The 16,626-nt window shown below is 72.3% G+C and carries 12 protein-coding genes; 7 read left to right on the forward strand and 5 right to left on the reverse strand.

Annotation, left to right across the window (positions count from 1 at the left end; translation table 11 throughout):
* Window positions 1-98 precede the first annotated feature (98 nt).
* Window positions 99-995, forward strand: a complete 897-nt coding sequence (locus OHA30_RS16955; RefSeq protein WP_328914683.1) for an LLM class flavin-dependent oxidoreductase — start codon at window positions 99-101, stop codon at window positions 993-995.
* 313 nt (window positions 996-1,308) lie between these two features.
* Here OHA30_RS16955 and OHA30_RS16960 read toward each other — a convergent pair whose 3' ends face one another.
* Window positions 1,309-1,875 carry a hypothetical protein gene (locus OHA30_RS16960; RefSeq protein WP_328914684.1) on the reverse strand — a complete coding sequence of 189 codons (567 nt, stop codon included), beginning with the start codon at window positions 1,873-1,875 and terminating at the stop codon, window positions 1,309-1,311.
* Between the two features lie 190 nt (window positions 1,876-2,065).
* Between OHA30_RS16960 and OHA30_RS16965 the strand changes: the two genes are divergently transcribed.
* The 3 genes from OHA30_RS16965 to OHA30_RS16975 all read left to right on the forward strand — a co-directional run bounded on the left by OHA30_RS16965 (window position 2,066) and on the right by OHA30_RS16975 (window position 5,376).
* The gene (locus OHA30_RS16965; RefSeq protein WP_328914685.1) at window positions 2,066-3,292 is read left to right on the forward strand and encodes a helix-turn-helix transcriptional regulator; all 1,227 of its coding nucleotides are present in this window, start codon (window positions 2,066-2,068) and stop codon (window positions 3,290-3,292) included.
* A gap of 208 nt (window positions 3,293-3,500) precedes the next feature.
* The gene (locus OHA30_RS16970; RefSeq protein WP_328914686.1) at window positions 3,501-3,902 is read left to right on the forward strand and encodes a DUF6344 domain-containing protein; all 402 of its coding nucleotides are present in this window, start codon (window positions 3,501-3,503) and stop codon (window positions 3,900-3,902) included.
* A 583-nt stretch (window positions 3,903-4,485) separates the two neighbouring features.
* Window positions 4,486-5,376 carry a Cof-type HAD-IIB family hydrolase gene (locus OHA30_RS16975; protein ID WP_405785564.1) on the forward strand — a complete coding sequence of 297 codons (891 nt, stop codon included), beginning with the start codon at window positions 4,486-4,488 and terminating at the stop codon, window positions 5,374-5,376.
* Window positions 5,377-5,439: 63 nt separating this feature from the next.
* On the opposite strand, the gene cydD is transcribed toward OHA30_RS16975, so the two are convergent.
* The 4 genes from cydD to hisC form a co-directional block, all read right to left on the reverse strand.
* Window positions 5,440-8,958, reverse strand: a complete 3,519-nt coding sequence (gene cydD, locus OHA30_RS16980; protein ID WP_328914687.1) for a thiol reductant ABC exporter subunit CydD — start codon at window positions 8,956-8,958, stop codon at window positions 5,440-5,442.
* A gap of 34 nt (window positions 8,959-8,992) precedes the next feature.
* The gene (gene cydB, locus OHA30_RS16985; protein ID WP_328914688.1) at window positions 8,993-9,991 is read right to left on the reverse strand and encodes a cytochrome d ubiquinol oxidase subunit II; all 999 of its coding nucleotides are present in this window, start codon (window positions 9,989-9,991) and stop codon (window positions 8,993-8,995) included.
* Between the two features lie 25 nt (window positions 9,992-10,016).
* Window positions 10,017-11,555 (reverse strand): cytochrome ubiquinol oxidase subunit I, encoded by a 1,539-nt coding sequence (locus tag OHA30_RS16990; RefSeq protein WP_328914689.1) that lies wholly within the window; start codon window positions 11,553-11,555, stop codon window positions 10,017-10,019.
* Between the two features lie 218 nt (window positions 11,556-11,773).
* Window positions 11,774-12,850: a histidinol-phosphate transaminase gene (gene hisC, locus OHA30_RS16995; protein ID WP_405785563.1), complete on the reverse strand. Its 1,077-nt coding sequence runs from the start codon at window positions 12,848-12,850 to the stop codon at window positions 11,774-11,776.
* A 403-nt stretch (window positions 12,851-13,253) separates the two neighbouring features.
* Between hisC and OHA30_RS17000 the strand changes: the two genes are divergently transcribed.
* The 3 genes from OHA30_RS17000 (at window position 13,254) to OHA30_RS17010 (ending at window position 16,605) form a co-directional block, all read left to right on the forward strand.
* On the forward strand, window positions 13,254-14,360 hold the full coding sequence (locus OHA30_RS17000) for a LacI family DNA-binding transcriptional regulator (protein WP_328914691.1): 1,107 nt from the start codon (window positions 13,254-13,256) through the stop codon (window positions 14,358-14,360).
* Window positions 14,361-14,540: 180 nt separating this feature from the next.
* Window positions 14,541-15,623: a metallophosphoesterase gene (locus tag OHA30_RS17005; RefSeq protein ID WP_328914692.1), complete on the forward strand. Its 1,083-nt coding sequence runs from the start codon at window positions 14,541-14,543 to the stop codon at window positions 15,621-15,623.
* A 166-nt stretch (window positions 15,624-15,789) separates the two neighbouring features.
* Entirely contained in the window at window positions 15,790-16,605 is an 816-nt protein-coding gene (locus tag OHA30_RS17010) for a hypothetical protein (RefSeq protein WP_328914693.1), read from the forward strand.
* Window positions 16,606-16,626: the final 21 nt, after the last annotated feature.

Genomic DNA, 16,626 nt, shown 5'->3' on the forward strand with positions numbered 1-16,626 from the left:
CACTGCCGCCGTCCACGTATCCTCGCCCCGCCCCGGAGCGGCCCCTTACGGGGTGACGACAGCGCAGACGCCGCCGGGCTCACCGTATGGTCGGGGGCATGCGTCTGAGCACTGTGATTCTGCCGATCTACCGCTGGGCCGACGAGGGGCGGGAGGTGTGGCGGCGGGCTGAGGAGCTGGGGCTGCACGGCGCGTATACGTATGACCATCTGTCGTGGCGCACCTTCCGGGACCGCACCTGGTTCGGGGCCGTTCCGACACTGACCGCCGCCGCGGCCGCGACGGAGCGGATCCGGCTCGGCACCCTCGTGACGTCGCCCAACTTCCGGCATCCCGTCACGCTTGCGAAGGACCTGCTGACGCTCGACGACGTGAGCGGGGGGCGGGTCAGCCTGGGGATCGGGGCCGGCGGGACCGGCTTCGACGCCACGGCGCTCGGGCAGGAGCCGTGGACGCCGGGCGAGCGGGCCGACCGGTTCGCGGAATTCGTCACGCTGCTGGACCGGCTGCTGCGCGAGGACGTCGTCTCGTACGAGGGCGAGTTCTACTCCGCCTCCGAGGTCCGCAACATCCCGGGCTGTGTGCAGCGGCCCCGGCTGCCGTTCGCGGTGGCCGCCGCCGGACCGCGCGGGATGAAGCTCGCCGCCCGCTACGGCCAGGCGTGGGTGACCACGGGCGACCCGAAGCTGTTCGAGACGGGTACGCCCGAGCAGTCGCTCCAGGCGATCCGCGGCCAGGTCGAACGGCTCGGCACGGCGTGCGCCGAGATCGGCCGGGACGCGGAGGAGCTGGAGAAGATCATGCTCACCGGTTTCACCCCGCAGCCGAACCGTCCGCTGGAATCCCTGGACGCGTTCGTGGACTTCGCCGGACAGCACCGGGAGGCCGGCATCACGGAGATCGTCGTCCACTGGCCGATCCCGGACTCGGACTTCGCGACCGACCAGAAGGTCTTCGAACGCATCGCCACCGAGGCGGCGGCCCAACTCGGCTGAGGGTCGAGCAGGTGGTTCCCGCCGCGGTCGGCCAGGGGCCCCGAGTCCCCGGCACGGTCGTCGCGGAACCGGCCCAGCCTGCCCGACCCGCCCGACCGGCCCAGCCCGCCCGACCAGCCCAGCCCGCCCGACCGGCGCCGACCGACCCCGGGTCGGTCGGCGCCGTCCCCTTCCGCGGGCGGCGGAGAGAGTCCTGACGGATACCCCCTCCGTCAGAACATCAAGCCGTCAGCACGTCAGCCCGCCGGGCTGCCGGGCAGCCGGGCAGCCGCGCTGCCGGCTCGGCGAAGCGGCGCCTCCCCGAGCCGCACGGTCAGTTCCAGGGATTCGCCGGCTGGTCGCTGATGGCGGTCCAGAAGCGGGTGCCCGACGGGATCGCCCCGTTCGCCCAGAACGACCACCCGCCGGCCGAGGCCAGCCCCGAACCGTAACGGCCGTCGTGGAACTCCGCCTCGCGCCATCCGGCGCCGAAGTTGGCCGCGCACAGGGCGTCCGCCGCTGCCCGGCTGTTCAGCGAGGTGCCGGAGACCGCGGGGGTCAGTCCCACCCAGCCGCGCGCCCAGCCGTCGTAGAAGTCGGGGGTGATGTCGGAGGGTGCCGCGCTGCCGTTGACGTAGAGACAGAGCACCGGCAGCGAGGCGGACGCGGGCGTGTCGCCGGTGTACGCGTCGGACAGGCTGTCCCCACCGACGTGCACCTCACCATTGGCGCGCTGGTCGAGCACGCGCCAGGTGAGACCGGTGTGGGTGGCCTGCGTTACGGCCCCGGCCGGCGAGCCGGCGGTGACCGCGACGGACGCGGCCACCACCGTGAGCACCGCGGTGGTGACCGCGGTCTTGCGGTGTCGTGCGGCGGACCTGACCCAAGCGAGTACGGACATGCTTCTCCTCGTGCTCGTCGCCCCGTCGCGCGGGGCGAGTGATGGACAGTTGCCGATGCCGGTCGAGCGAGAACTTGACCTCACTCGCCTCTGGTTCCTCCTGACTCACTCATCGTCACAGGAGTTCGGGAACCGGCCAATCCCAGAAATCTCGGATATCCACGCCAGGGGCCGTTCATATGATCTGTGCATGATCAATCATGGGAAAGCGACGCACTCCGTCGTCGACGGCATCCGGGACATGGCCGGTGCCGGGCTGCATTCCGACGCCCTGTTCGCACAGCTCGGCGATGTACTCGGCGGCGCGGTCGGGGCCGACGCGAGCTGCTGGCACACCGCCGACCCGGTCACCGGGTTCCCCACCTCGACCAGGTCGTACGGGCTGGACCTGCGCAGTCTGCCGACTGCCATCCGGATCGAGTTACGCGCGGACGAGGTACTGACCTCCGCGCGGCTGCGCGCGGACGGGAGGACCGTGGACACCCTGCACCGGGCCACGCACGGACGGCCCGAGCGCAGTCACCGCTACCGCAGGCTGCTGGCCGTTCACGGGTTCGGCGACGAACTGCGCATCAACTTCGACGCGTTCGGCGGACGCTGGGGCACCGCGGTCCTGCTGCGCGGGCAGGACCGCCCGCCATTCACCGATAAGGAAGTCCGCCTGGTCGAGCGTTGTGCCCGCGAGATCGCCTCGGCCCTGCGGACCTCGTACCGACCCGACGGCGAGACGGACCCCTCGCAGAGGCCCGCCCTGGTGATCCTCGGTCCGATGAACCAGCCGGTCGGCGCGGACAGGCGCGGCGAGGAACTGCTCGCCGCGCTCTGCGACGCCGTGGAGCGGCCGGTCCCGGTACGGAACCGCCCGGAAGACCGGCCTCCGGGCGTGGGAGTGGACGCGGCTCACGTCGCACCGGACGGGACGGTCCGGGTCCTGGCGTCCCCCGCGCCCGCGGCGACCGCCCTCCAGATGCTGGCGCAACTCGCCCGTACCGCGCCGGACCAGTCGGCGTACACCCGGGTCCTGGTCCCGAGGCGTGGGTGGCTGATGCTCTACGCGTCGCTGCTGGACGGCCGGCCCGACGGGCGGGTGTCGGTCGTGGCCTCGGCGGCCCTGCCCGGCCAGCTGACGCCGCTGCGGCTGATGCTGTGGGGGCTGACGCGCCGGGAACAGGAAGTGGTCAAGGAGATGCTGCGCGGCAGCAGCACCCGGGGCATCGCGGAAACACTGTCGGTGGCGCCGGGCACGGTGCAGGACCACCTGACGGCGGCGTTCGACAAGGTAGGAGTACGCAGCCGCCGCGAGCTGTCCGCCCTGCTGACCGCGCCCGATCCGGGAGAGGGCGGGAGCACCGCGCAGACGGGGGAGGCCGCACGGCATCGCTCAGCGACCGGCAGACCCCTGAGCACCGGGGGCTGACAGCTCCTGCCCGGATCTTCCGCTGCCGAGAGGAGGGGGTCTGCCCGGGGGTCCGCCCGGGCGCGAAGACGCTCCGGTTGCGCCACCCGAGTGGCGTTGATGTGAATATCGCCGATTTCGAGGTGCGGATCAGCACATTTCGTGCTCGCGTCCGCATGATCGGACTTGTCAGCTCACCGCATCACGAAGAAGCGAGAGGTCACAGGTCATGGCTGCCACCGCAGACGTCAGGACGTTCTGGAGCGCGCTGATCAGCGTGCTGCTCAAGTGCATCGCCGCGCTGGGGTTCGCCACCCCGGCCAAGTTCGCCGCCGTCGGCCCGCAGGCTCAGGCCGCCGCCGACGTTCCGGCTCGGATCGTGGACGGCACGGGCGTCGCGCCGGTCGCCGGTCGCCGCGCCGGGAGCCCGTACCGGATCCCCGCACCCCGCGCCTACGCACCGCTGCGCCGCGAGCGCGACCGCAAGCTGCCGCCCACGATGAAGCAGCGCATCCGCGCCGAAGCCCACGGCGCCTCACCGAGCGCCCGCAGCATCCCGGCCGACGACCTCACCGACGGCATCGTGATCCCCGCGCCCGCCCGTCGCGACCGTATGGCCCTGTGCGCCTGAACGCCGGGCGTTCGCGGCTGCGCACCACCAGCCGTAGCGACGTGGGAAACGTCGGAGCCGTAACAGCCCCACCCCGCACAGCGGTACGACCCCGAGGCCCCTCGCCTCGACGACGACAGACCCGTACCGCCGGAGAACCCCGCACCAACAGCACAGATCCCGCAGACCGCACGGACCGCACAGCCCCAGCCGTACAGAGACAGCCACAGCCCCAGCCCCACCGTACGAAGCACCCCGGCAGGCCCCCTCACACTTGCGTGCCCCGCACGCCGGCAGCGTCCGCAACGCCAGGAGCCGACCCCGCGCCCACCGCGCGGACACCAGGCGCGTGACCGTACCGCGCCCGCTCCCCGACACCGCGCCGCAGCCGACGTCCCGGCCCCACCGGCAGGGCACGCGCGCCCCGGCCCCGCACGCACGAGCAACGCGCACGCACCCGTAGGCCCGCGCGGCACGACCACCGCGCCCGCACACCGCACGGCCCCGTCCGCACCGGACGAGGGTCGTCGAGCCCGTGCCCGCGCACCCCGCGGAGGGACGCACCCCGCGGAGGAACAAGGTTGCCGTGCGGGAGGATGGGGCCGTGACCTCAGCCCACGCGCCAGCCGACCCTTCCCAGCCCACCGGGCACCCGCACGCCCTGCCCGGCCCGGCCTTCATCGACCCCGCGCCACGACTGATCGCCACAGACCTCGACGGCACCCTGCTGCGTGACGACAAGACCGTCTCGCAGCGGACGATCGCCGCGCTGGCCGCCGCCGAAGCCGCCGGGGTCGACGTGTTCTTCGTCACCGGCCGACCCATCCGCTGGATGGGGGTCGTCGCCGCGCACCTCGCCGGGCACGGCCTGGCGATCGTGGCCAACGGCGCCGCCGTGTACGACCTGCGCACCAGCACGCTGATCGAGGCGTTCCCGCTGCCCGAACGGGACGCGCTCGCCGTGGCGCACGCGCTGCGGGAAGCCGTGCCCGGCACGACCTTCGCCGTGGAGCGCGCGTTCGGATTCCGGCGCGAGCCCGGGTACCAGCCCTTCGAGCCGGACGGCCCGGGGGCTCAGGCGGCGATCGAGGACCTGCTCGCGGAGGACCGCGACCAGCCGCTGCTGAAGATGCTGGCCAAGCACCCTTCCCTCGACCCGGACGACTTCCTGGCCACCGCGCTCGCCGTCGCGGGCCGGCACGGCGAGATCACCCGGTCGAGCGAGACCGCGCTGCTGGAGGTCAGCGGCGCGGGCGTCAGCAAGGCCACCACCCTCGCCAAGTGCTGCGCGGAACGCGGGGTGACCGCCTCGGAGGTGGTGGCCTTCGGCGACATGCCCAACGACCTGGCGATGCTGGACTGGGCGGGTACGTCGTACGCCGTCGCCAACGCCCACCCGGACGTGCTGGCCGCCACCGCCTACCGCACTGGCTCCAACGAGGAGGACGGCGTGGCCGACGTCATCGAACGCGTCGTCGCCGCCCACCTCCGCTGAGCCCACGCGCCGGGTGAGCCCACCGCCCGGGCGAGCCCGCCGCCGTGTGGGCCCACCGCGCGCTCACACGGCGACCCGCACCGCCCCTCCGTCGGCGACCCGCTCCCGCTCCAACGTCCGCCGGAAGGGCCCGTCCACCGCGGCCAGCCCCTCGTACGTACCGCGCTGCACGACCCGGCCCCGGTCCAGGACGACGATCTCGTCGACCGCCCCGCCCGCCAGGCCCGCGAGCCGGTGGGTGATGAGCAGCGTCGTACGGCCCCGGGTGGCGGCCAGCAGATCGGCGGTCAGCGCGTCGGCCGTGGGGAGGTCGAGGTGCTCGGCCGGTTCGTCCAGGACCAGTACGGGGAAGCGGGCGAGCAGCGCGCGGGCCAGCGCGAGGCGCTGCCGCATACCGCCGGACAGCCGGGCCCCGTGCTCGCCGACCGCCGCGTCCAGGTCGATGTCCAGGCGGGCGGCGGCCAGCGCCTCGCGCAGCTCGTCGTCCGCGGCGCCGGGGCGGGCCAGCCGCAGATTCTCCCGGACCGTGCTGTCGAAGACATGCGCGTCCTGGGCGCACAGGCCCACCAGGCGCCGTACGTCGTCACCGTCCAGCTCCGCCGTGTCCTGCCCGGCCAGGGTGTACGTGCCCGCCTCCGTGTCCAGGAAGCGCAGCAGTACGTGCGCGAGCGTGGTCTTGCCCGCGCCCGAGGGGCCGACGACAGCGATCCGGCGGCCGGGCGTCAGCGTGAGGTCGACCCCGTCGAGAGCCTTCGCCCGCTGCCCGGGGTGACGGGCCGTCAACCCCCGGACGACCAGCGGATACGGGGTCCCGGGCGCCGCGCGCGGGGCATCCGGCTCCTGTACGGGCACGGGCGCGTCCAGCACCTCCCGTACGCGTTCGGCGGCCCGGCGAGCGCGCTGCCGCTGCTGCGCGGCGAGCGGCATCCCGGCCACCGCCTCGAAGGCGGCCAGCGGCGTGAGCACGAGCACGGCCAGCGTGACGCCGCGCAGTTCGTGCCCGGCGACCGCGCGTACGCCCACGTAGGCGCAGGCCGTCACCGTCAGACCGCTGATCAGGGCGGTCAGTCCGGCGCCCAGGGCGGTGGCGGCGGCCGAGCGGGCGGCGATCCGCCGCAGCGTGCGGTCCGCCCGCGCGGCCGCGCCGCGCCGCTCGGGCAGTGCGCCCGCCACGGTCAGCTCGGCGGTCCCGGTGAACAGCCCGAGGACCCGCGCGGACAGCTCGCCACGGGCCGGAGCGACCCGGTTCTCGGTGCGCCGGGCGACCGCCACGGACAGCGCGGGCACGCCGACACCCGCCGCGAGCAGCCCGGTTCCGAGGATCACCCCGGCGGCGGGCAGCAGCCAGCCGGTGAACACGGCCGCCGCCAGCACGGTGATCCCCGCGGTCACGGCGGGCAGCAGCCACCGCAGGAAGTAGTCCTGCACCCCGTCCACGTCGGCGACCAGCCGCGACAGCAGATCGCCGCGCCGGGTGCCGCCGAGGCCCGCGGGCGCCAGCCGTTCCAGCCGGCGGAAGACCGCCACCCGGACCCCGCCCAGCGCCCGGAACACCGCGTCGTGCCCGACCAGCCGCTCGCCGTAGCGGAAGACGGCCCGGCCGATGCCGAAGGTCCGGGTCGCGGTGACGGCCACCATCAGATACAGCACGGGCGGCTGCTGGGCGGCCCGGCTGATCAGCCACCCGGAGGTCGCCATCAGGCCCACCGCGCTGATCAGGGCCAGCACGCCCAGCGCGCAGGCCGCGGCGAACCGCCCCCAGAAGCCGGGCATCCGCACCAGCCCGCCGAGCGACGCCCAGCCCGCGGCCCGGCCGGTACGGCCGCGCGGAGCGGGGTCGTCCACGACGGGAGCACTGGCGGCCGGAGAAGCGTGGTCCCGACTCCCGGGCCCGCGCTCGTCCGCCCGCGCGGGCGAAGGCCCGGACGACGGCCCGGACGACGGCACAAGCGACGGCGCAGCCTCCGCGGCGAACTCCAGCGCCAGCACCCGGTCGGCCAGCGCAAGCAGGGCCGGCCGATGCGCCGTGACGAGGACCGTACGCGTACGCGCCAGCTCACGGAGAGCCGCGATCACCTCCGCCTCCGTGTCGCCGTCGAGGTTCGCGGTCGGCTCGTCCAGAAGCAGCAGCGGCCGGTCGGCGAGGAAGGCGCGGGCCAGGGCGAGCCGCTGGCGCTGTCCGGCGGAGAGCCCGGCCCCGTCCTCCCCGATGACGTCCTCGGGGGAGGCGAACCCGCCGGCGCCCGCCGCGTCCAGGGCGGCCCGTATCTCCGCCTCCCCGGCGTCCGGACGCGCCAGCCGGACGTTCTCCGCGACCGTGCCCGCGAACAGATGCGGCCGCTGCGGCACCCAGGCGATCTGGCGGTGCCAGGACGCGGGGTCGATGTCGGCGAGATCGGTTCCGCCGACATCGATCCGTCCGGCGGCAGGGGCGGTGAACCCCAGAAGCGCGTGGAGCAGCGTGGACTTGCCGACCCCACTGGGCCCGGTCACGGCCACCGCCTCGCCGGGCGCGAGTGTGAAGGTGGTGGCGCCGAGCCGGCCGTCCCGCCGGATCTCCAGGTCCTCGACGCTGATCGTCGCCGTCCGCAGATCCGGCGCGGGCCGCGTGCCGCGGGCCCTCGCGGGCGCGGTCTCCAGCACCGCGAAGACCTCCTCGGCGGCGGCCAGCCCCTCGGCGGCCGCGTGGTACTGCGCGCCGACCTGCCGCAGCGGCAGATACGCCTCGGGGGCGAGCACGAGCACCAGCAGCCCGGTGCGCAGGTCGAGCTCGCCGTGCACCAGCCGCATCCCGATGCCGACGGCGACAAGGGCCACCGAGATCGTCGCGAGCAGTTCCAGTACGAAGGAGGAGAGGAAGGCGATCCGCAGGGTCCGCAGGGTGGCCCGGCGGTAGTCGGCGGTGATGGCCCGGATGTTCTCCGCCTGGACCTTCGCCCGGCCGAAGACCTTGAGCGTGGGCAGGCCCGCGACGACATCGAGGAAGTGCCCGGACAGCCGGGCCAGCAGCCGCCACTGACGGTCCATCCGCTCCCGGGTGGCCCAGCCGACCAGGACCATGAAGAGCGGGATCAGCGGCAGTGTCAGCGCGATGGTCAGCGCCGAGATCCAGTCCGCGGAAGCGATCCTCGCCAGGACGACGGCCGGCACCACCGCCGCGAGCCCCAACTGCGGCAGATACCGCGCGAAGTAGTCGTCGAGCGCGTCGACGCCACGGGTGGCGAGCGTGGTGAGTTCACCGCTGCGCCGTCCCGTCAGCCAGCCGGGGCCCAGCGCGGTGGCGTGCTCCAGCAGCCGCTGCCTGAGCTGCGACTTCACCGCGGCTCCCGCCCGGTGCGCGCACAGCTCGGTCAGCCAGCCGACCAGCGCCCGCCCGACGGCGACCCCGGCGAGTCCCAGCAGGTCGCCGCGCAGATCACCGACACCGTTCCCCTGCTGGAAGGCGCCGACCACCACATCGGCGATGAGCACCGCCTGGGCGATGACGAGCCCGGCCCCCGTCAGGCCCAGCAGCACCGACCCGGCAAGGAAGACCCGTGTCGTACGGGCGTAGCGCAGCAGTCGGGGATCGACAGGTTTCACGTGGAACATCCCCTTTCGTGTTTCACGTGGAACATCAGTGCGCGGCGATGTGCTGCGTACCGATCCGCTTGCGGAACACCCAGTACGTCCACCCCTGGTAGAGCAGGACCAGCGGGGTGGCGATGCCCGCGCACCAGGTCATGATCCGCAGTGTGTACGGGGTCGCGGAGGCGTTGCCGACCGTCAGGCTCCAGGCACTGTCGAGCGAGGACGGCATGACGTCGGGGAAGAGCGACAGGAAGAACATCGCGACGGTGGCCGCGATCGTCAGCCCCGACAGGGCGAACGACCAGCCCTCGCGCCCGGCCAGATTCGCCGCGAGCGCCCCGCAGAGCGCCGCCACGGCCAGGATCAGCGCGGGCAGACTGCGTCCGTTGCCGCTGTCGGCCTGTGTCCAGACCAGGAAGCCCGCCGCCAGTACGGCCGTGACCAGTCCGATCCGCGTGGCGAACGCCCTGGCCCGGTCCCGGATCGGCCCGACCGTCTTCAGCGCGGCGAACACCGCGCCGTGGAAGGTGAAGAGCGTGAGGGTGACCAGGCCGCCGAGCAGCGCGTATCCGTTGAGCAGGTCGAAGAGGTCGCCGACGTACTCCTTGCTCGCGTCGATCTTCACCCCGCGCACGATGTTCGCGAAGGCCACACCCCACAGCACGGCGGGCAGCAGCGAGGTCCAGAAGATCGTGTGCTCCCAGTTGCGCTGCCAGCGCTCGCCTTCCCGCTTGGACCGGTACTCGAAGGCGACCGCGCGCAGGATCAGGCAGACCAGGATGGCCAGCAGCGGCAGGTAGAAGCCGGAGAAGAGCGTGGCGTACCAGTCGGGGAAGGCGGCGAAGGTGGCGCCGCCCGCGGTGAGCAGCCACACCTCGTTGCCGTCCCAGACCGGCCCGATGGTGTTGATCAGGACGCGCCGCTCGGTGCGGTCGCGGGCGAGCAGCTTGGTGAGGACACCGATCCCGAAGTCGAACCCTTCGAGGAAGAAGTAGCCCGTCCACAGGACGGCGATGAGTACGAACCAGACGTCGTGCAGGTGCATGTCGCGCTCCTTCCGTGCGAGGGGATCAGTACGAGAAGGCCATCGGCCGGTCGGCGTCGGCGTCGGCGTCCCCGCCGTCCCCGTCGCCCGGGCCGAAGCCGCCGATCCGGGTGGGGGACCGCCGGTCGGCGTCGGTGAGTTCGGGCGGACCGGCCTTGGCGTACTTCACCAGCAGCCGTACCTCGACGACGGCGAGCAGGGCGTAGAGCAGGGTGAAGACGGTCAGCGAGGTGAGGACCTCACCGGTGGAGACCCCGGGGGAGACCGCGTCCCGGGTGCGGAGCACGCCGTAGACCGCCCACGGCTGACGGCCGGTCTCGGTGAAGATCCAGCCCCAGGAGTTGGCGAGCAGCGGGAAGACCATGGTGAGCAGGGCGATCCGCCAGTACCAGCGGGAGAGCTTGTCGCCGAGCCGGGTGTCGCGGGTCAGCATGAGGTACGGCACCTCGTCCTCGCCCGTGCGGTGATCCGGGGCGAGCCAGAAGCGGCGGCGGGTCAGCCACAGCCCGGCCGCGCCGACCCCGATGGAGACCACGCCGAAGCCGATCATCCAGCGGAAGCCCCAGTAGGCGGTGGGGATGTTGGGGCGGTAGTCGCCGGGGCCGTACTTGGCCTGCTCGGCCTTGTTCACGTCGTTGATGCCGGGCACATAGCTGGTGAAGGTGTCGTCGGCGAGGAAGGAGAGCAGGTTGGGCACGTCGATGGCGACCTTGTTGTGGCCCTTGTTGACGTCGCCGACCGCGAAGATCGAGAAGGGCGCGCCCTTCTGGCCGTCCCACAGGGCCTCGGCCGCGGCCATCTTCATCGGCTGCTGCTTGAACATGACCTTGCCGAGAGTGTCGCCGCTGATCGCGGTGAGGGCGCCGGCCACGACCGCGACGGCCAGGGCCAGACGCAGCGAGGAGCGCATCACGGCGATGTGCCGCTTGCGGGCCAGGTGGTAGGCGGCGATGCCGATCATGAACGCGGCGCCGGTGAGGAAGGCGGCGGACATGGTGTGGAAGAACTGGGCGAGCGCGGTGTTCTGGGTGAGCATCGCCCAGAAGTCGGTGAGTTCCGCGCGCTTGGTCTTCGGGTTGTAGCGGTAGCCGACCGGATGCTGCATCCAGGAGTTGGCGGCCAGGATGAAGTACGCGGACAGGACCGTCCCGATCGAGACCATCCAGATGCAGCCGAGGTGGATCCGCTTCGGCAACCGGTCCCAGCCGAAGATCCACAGGCCGATGAAGGTGGACTCGAAGAAGAACGCGATCAGGGATTCGAAGGCGAGCGGGGCGCCGAAGACATCGCCGACGAAGCGCGAGTAGTCCGACCAGTTCATCCCGAACTGGAACTCCTGGACGATGCCCGTCGCCACACCCATGGCGATGTTGATCAGGAAGAGCTTGCCCCAGAACTTGGTGGCCCGCAGATACTTCTCGTTCCCGCTCCGCACCCAGGCGGTCTGCAGTCCGGCGGTGAGCGCGGACAGCGAGATCGTCAGCGGGACGAAGAGGAAGTGGTAGACGGTGGTGATGCCGAATTGCCAACGGGCGACGTTCAGTGGCTCCAGCGCGAGCTGCACGATCCGTCTCCTTTTCCACTGCGGCGGTGTTTCCGCCTGGCTTCGCCTGTCTTCACCCGACGAGTCATGACGTATAGGAACGCCATGAGACGCGCTTGTGAACGTGAATACATTCACAAAGTAGTATCGCGCATAGCGAATCGCCCCCTGCCACCGGGGGTGGTCAGAGGGCGAATACGCAGGTGGGACAGGGTGCGCGGGCAGACCGCGCGAGCCGGCTACAGCTCCTTGTGGAAGGTCTCCGCGGTCCGCAGCATCAGGTCGTTCGCCTCGGTCTCGCCGATCGAGATCCTGACCCCCTCGCCGGCGAACGGCCGGACCGTCACACCGGCCCGCTCGCACGCCGCGGCGAAGTCGGCCGTGCGCTCCCCCAGCCGCAGCCAGACGAAGTTCGCCTGGGTCTCGGGGACGGTCCAACCCTGGGCGGTCAGCGCCTCGACCACCCGGGTGCGTTCGGTGACCAGGCCGGCGACCCGTTCGAGCAGCGCCGGTTCGGCCCGCAGGCTCGCGACGGCCGCGTCCTGGGCGAGCTGGCTCACCCCGAACGGCACCGCCGTCTTGCGCAGCGCCGCCGCCACCGGCTCGTGCGCGATCGCGAAGCCGACCCGCAGCCCGGCCAGTCCGTACGCCTTGGAGAAGGTCCGCAGCACGGCCACATTCGGACGGTCCCGGTAGAGGTCGACACCGTCGGGCACGTCCGCGTCGGTGATGAACTCCCGGTACGCCTCGTCCAGTACCACCAGCACATCGGACGGCACCCGGTCGAGGAAGCGCTCGAGCGCCGCCCGCCGCACGACCGTTCCGGTCGGGTTGTTGGGGTTGCAGACGAAGATCAGCCGGGTCCGCTCGGTGATCGCGTCCGCCATCGCGTCCAGGTCGTGCGTCTCGGCCGCGTCCAGCGGGACCTCCACCGCCCGGGCGCCGCTGATCCGGGTGATGATCGGATATGCCTCGAAGGAGCGCCAGGCGTAGATCACCTCGTCGCCGGGTCCGGAGGTGGCCTGCAGCAGCTGCTGCGCGACGCCCACCGATCCCGTACCGGTGGCGACATGCTCGGCGGGCACGCCGAAGCGCTCCGCGAGCTCCGCGGTCAGCTCCGAGCAGGCCAGGTCCGGGTAGCGGTTGAAGGTGGCCGCGGCGGCGGTGGCCGCCTCCAGGACACCGGGCAGCGGGGGATACGGGTTCTCGTTCGAGGACAGCTTGAAGGCGGGCACGCCCTCCTCGGCGGCCGGGGGTCGCCCGGGCTTGTACGTCGGGATGCCGTCCAGTTCCGCGCGCAGTTTCGGGGTACTCATGGCCACACCCTATGAGGGGGCCGTCCGGCTGGGGAGGTGCGGTACGTCACCCCGTCAGGCACCCCCTTCGGCACCCTCTCCGGCCCGGGGCCGGAGACCGCGTGAAGCGCCCCTTGCGGCGCCCCCGGAGCACATCCCGCGGGACCCCCGGCCGGCTCCGTTCCGTGCCCGGGTGGCGCGCGCGGTGGCGCGCATCCCCCATAGGAGTGAGTTGGCGATATTGGTGGCGCAGAGCCAATGGCCGGGAGATCGCCGCGCCCGTGCCCTCATCGACCACGCGCCAAGGGCTGCCGCCTGCATATTCCACCTTGCATACAGGATTCGATCTTGCAGAAACCGTTCATCAGGGGGGTTCCCCCTACAGAAGCCGGACGGACCAGCACCGCCCTACTATCGGCACGCCATGACAGCAGCAGGGAATCACCAGGCGAGCCGACCCATCGGACGCCGGCTGGAGCGAGCGGGGATCAGAGATGTCGCCGCCGCCGCCGGCGTCTCGATCACGACTGTCTCCGACGCGCTCAACGGCAAGGGCCGACTGCCCGATGCCACCCGACGCCATGTCCGCGAAGTCGCCGACCGGCTCGGATACCGCCCCTCAGCCGCCGCACGCACCTTACGCACCGGCAGATCGGGGCTGATCGGTCTGACGGTCACGACCTACGGCGAAGAACCGTTCACCTTCACCGAGTTCGCGTACTTCGCCGAGATGGCCAGGGCCGCCACCTCCGCGGCGCTGGCCCGCGGCTACGCGCTGGTCATCCTGCCCGCCTCCTCCCAGCACGACGTGTGGGGCAATGTGGCGCTGGACGGCACCGTGGTGATCGACCCCTCCGACCAGGACCCGGTGGTCACCGAACTCGTCCGTCAGGGCGTGCCGGTGGTCAGCGACGGCCGCCCGGCCGGCAGTCTGCCGGTGCACGCCTGGGTCGACAACGACCACGAGGAGGCCGTGCTCGGCATCCTCGACCACCTCGCCGCCGCCGGCGCCCGCCGGATCGGCCTGCTCACCGGCACCAGCACCGACACGTACACCCGGCTGTCCACCACCGCGTACCTGGAATGGTGCGAACGCGTCGGCCAGGAACCGGTGTACGAGGCGTATCCGGCCCACGACCCGTGCGCGGGCGCGGTCGCCGCGGACCGCTTACTGGCCCGTCCGGACCGCCCGGACGCCGTCTACGGTCTGTTCGACCCCAACGGGACCGATCTGCTCGCCGCCGCCCGCCGCTACGGCCTGCGGGTCCCCGACGACCTGCTGCTGGTCTGCTGCAGCGAGAGCGGCGGCTACGCGGGCACCGACCCGCCGATCACCACGCTCTCGCTCCAGCCGCGGCGGATCGGCACCGCTGTCGTGCAGTTGCTGATCGACGCGATCGAGGGAATCGGGCCCGCTCATCCGGTGCAGCAGGTGATGCCCACCGAGCTGATCGTGCGCGCCTCCTCGCAGCGGCGACCGCACCGCACGACGGTCAGCCCGCCGCGCGGTCCCTCACGCGGCGAGGAATGAGGCGAGTGATGCGTGGCTTCCCGCCGACCCGCCCTCCTTTCGGGGGGATTTCCCGGTCCGCGCGAGGGAGCTAAGGGATGTTTTGTCTGGACCCTGAGAAAACCAGGTGCCTGGGTATGTCACAACGCGCCAGCCGCATTCCTATGATGGGCGGATGGCGGCGCGATCGTGGAGGGGTCGATGACTCAGGGGGCAGGTCAGGGGTACGAACCCGGTTCCGGGTACGAGCCCGCGCCCGGCTACGGCACGGCGCCCGACTTCCAGCCGGCCGACGGGTACGAGGGCGGCTATCCGCCACCGGTCCCGCCCGCCTACGACACGGCTCCGCCCGCCCCGTACGAACCGACCCGGCCCGACACGCCGCTGATCCCCGCGGAGTACACGCCCACCGCCCGCGACCTGCCGATCATCACGGACGCCGTGCTCGCGGCTGACCGCCCCGGACCCCTGTTCGTGGTCGGCGATGTGCACGGCTACCTCGACGAGTTGCGGGGCGCCCTGCGGGAGGCCGGGCTGGTTGACGCGGAGGGCCACTGGTCCGCGGGCAGCGCGCGGCTGTGGTTCCTCGGCGACTTCACCGACCGGGGCCCGGACGGGATCGGTGTCATCGAGCTGGTCATGCAGCTGTCCGCCGAGGCCGCCGCGGCCGGCGGCTACTGCCGGGCGCTGATGGGCAATCACGAACTGCTGCTGCTCGGCGCCCACCGTTTCGGCGACACCCCGGTCAACTCCGTCGGCGGCACGGCCTCCTTCCTCGCCGCCTGGCGGCTCAACGGCGGCCAGCCCTCCGACATGGACCGGCTGGAGGACCGTCATCTGACCTGGATCTCCCGGCTGGACGCCGCCCATGTCACCGACGGCCATCTGCTGCTGCACTCCGACACCACCGCGTATCTCGACTACGGCAGCAGCGTCGAGGAGATGAACGACGCCATCACCGGCGTGCTCCAGCGCGCCGACGCCGACGAGTGCTGGGACCTGTTCCGCAAGCTCACCAAGCGGTTCGCCTTCCGGGGGGACGGCGGGCCGCAGGCCGCACGCGAACTGCTGGCCACCTACGGCGGCAACCGGGTCGTGCACGGGCACAGCCCGATCCCGTATCTGCTCGGCGAGGTCGGCGGGGAGCAGCCGGTCGACAGCGAGGAACACGGGCACACGGTGAACGGTCCGATGGTCTACGCGGAGAGCCTGGCGGTGGCCATGGACGGCGGTGTCACCATGGACGGCCGCCTGCTCGTTGCCCGACTCCCGCTGGTTGGCTGACGCGTACATTTCCTGGTAGCACCCTGTCACGGCCTGCCGTCCCGCCCTACCATCGGCAGTATCCGTACGCACACCGCTCCCCCGGGCGTCCGGCCGACCGATTTGTTCCACGTGGAACACCGGGAACACCGGCCGCGCACAGGGAGTCGGAGCATCGGGGGATGCAATGAACAGCGCTCCACACCTGCTCAACGAAGACCGCCCGGATTTCGAGCATGTCCTCGATGACGCGCTGCGTACCGTCCTCGACGAGGCGGACAGCGTGTCAGGGGCATTTCTGAACGCCGAGCAGTTGCGCACCCTCGCGCTCGCCGCCGCCGACGTGATCAGTGCCGCCGCGGCCGACGAGTACGACCTGTACCGCAAGATCCGCGCCGAGACGCGGGAGGCGGTGCGCGAGTCCGCGCGGGACCGTGACACCCGGTCGTTCGGCTATGCCGCGATGGGGGTGGCCGACGGCGCCGGATCAGGCGCCGGCCTGTTCGCCGTCATGGCCGTCCTCACGCCGCTGCTCGCCGGAGCGGCGGCGGTGATCTTTCTGCTGCTCGGATATGCGCTGACCGCCGTGTCGCCGGAGCCGGCGGTCGCCTCGCCGCTGCGTACCGCGGGCTGGTTCTTCGCCGCCGTCACCGGCGCGGCCATTCTGTTCGGTGTGATCGGTCTGTTGCTGACCGCCCTGCGGGACAGCTCGTCCGCGATCCGCGACGCGGCCGACGCGCTGCCCGACGAGGTCGCCCAGGCCCGAGCGGCCTGGCAGCAGGCGCTCTACGCGCACGGCATGCTGCCCTTCCTCGACGACGCCCTCGCCCGGTCCCCCGAGCCGCCCGCCGCGGCCCCGGCCGCGCCGCCCCGAATACCCCGTCTCGGCTACTCCCGCCCGCACTTCAGCTCCCCGCAGGACCCCCAGGCCACCACCCCGCGCTTCTCCTCGCCCGACTTCACCAGCCCCGACTTCGGCGGCCCGGAGCACGCCCCGGAATGACGGGACGCCCGTCCCCCGGCT

Source organism: Streptomyces sp. NBC_00223, assembly GCF_036199905.1.
Classification (GTDB): Bacteria; Actinomycetota; Actinomycetes; order Streptomycetales; family Streptomycetaceae; genus Actinacidiphila.

What these genes read in the sequence shown, in the direction of transcription:
- OHA30_RS17010 (WP_328914693.1), top strand. Translation starts at nt 15,790, where the DNA reads ATGAACAGCGCTCCACACCTGCTCAACGAAGACCGCCCGGATTTCGAG.
- OHA30_RS17005 (WP_328914692.1), top strand. Translation starts at nt 14,541, where the DNA reads ATGACTCAGGGGGCAGGTCAGGGGTACGAACCCGGTTCCGGGTACGAG.
- OHA30_RS16960 (WP_328914684.1), bottom strand. Translation starts at nt 1,875, where the DNA reads ATGTCCGTACTCGCTTGGGTCAGGTCCGCCGCACGACACCGCAAGACC.
- OHA30_RS16965 (WP_328914685.1), top strand. Translation starts at nt 2,066, where the DNA reads ATGATCAATCATGGGAAAGCGACGCACTCCGTCGTCGACGGCATCCGG.
- OHA30_RS16970 (WP_328914686.1), top strand. Translation starts at nt 3,501, where the DNA reads ATGGCTGCCACCGCAGACGTCAGGACGTTCTGGAGCGCGCTGATCAGC.
- cydB (WP_328914688.1), bottom strand. Translation starts at nt 9,991, where the DNA reads ATGCACCTGCACGACGTCTGGTTCGTACTCATCGCCGTCCTGTGGACG.
- hisC (WP_405785563.1), bottom strand. Translation starts at nt 12,850, where the DNA reads ATGAGTACCCCGAAACTGCGCGCGGAACTGGACGGCATCCCGACGTAC.
- OHA30_RS17000 (WP_328914691.1), top strand. Translation starts at nt 13,254, where the DNA reads ATGACAGCAGCAGGGAATCACCAGGCGAGCCGACCCATCGGACGCCGG.
- OHA30_RS16955 (WP_328914683.1), top strand. Translation starts at nt 99, where the DNA reads ATGCGTCTGAGCACTGTGATTCTGCCGATCTACCGCTGGGCCGACGAG.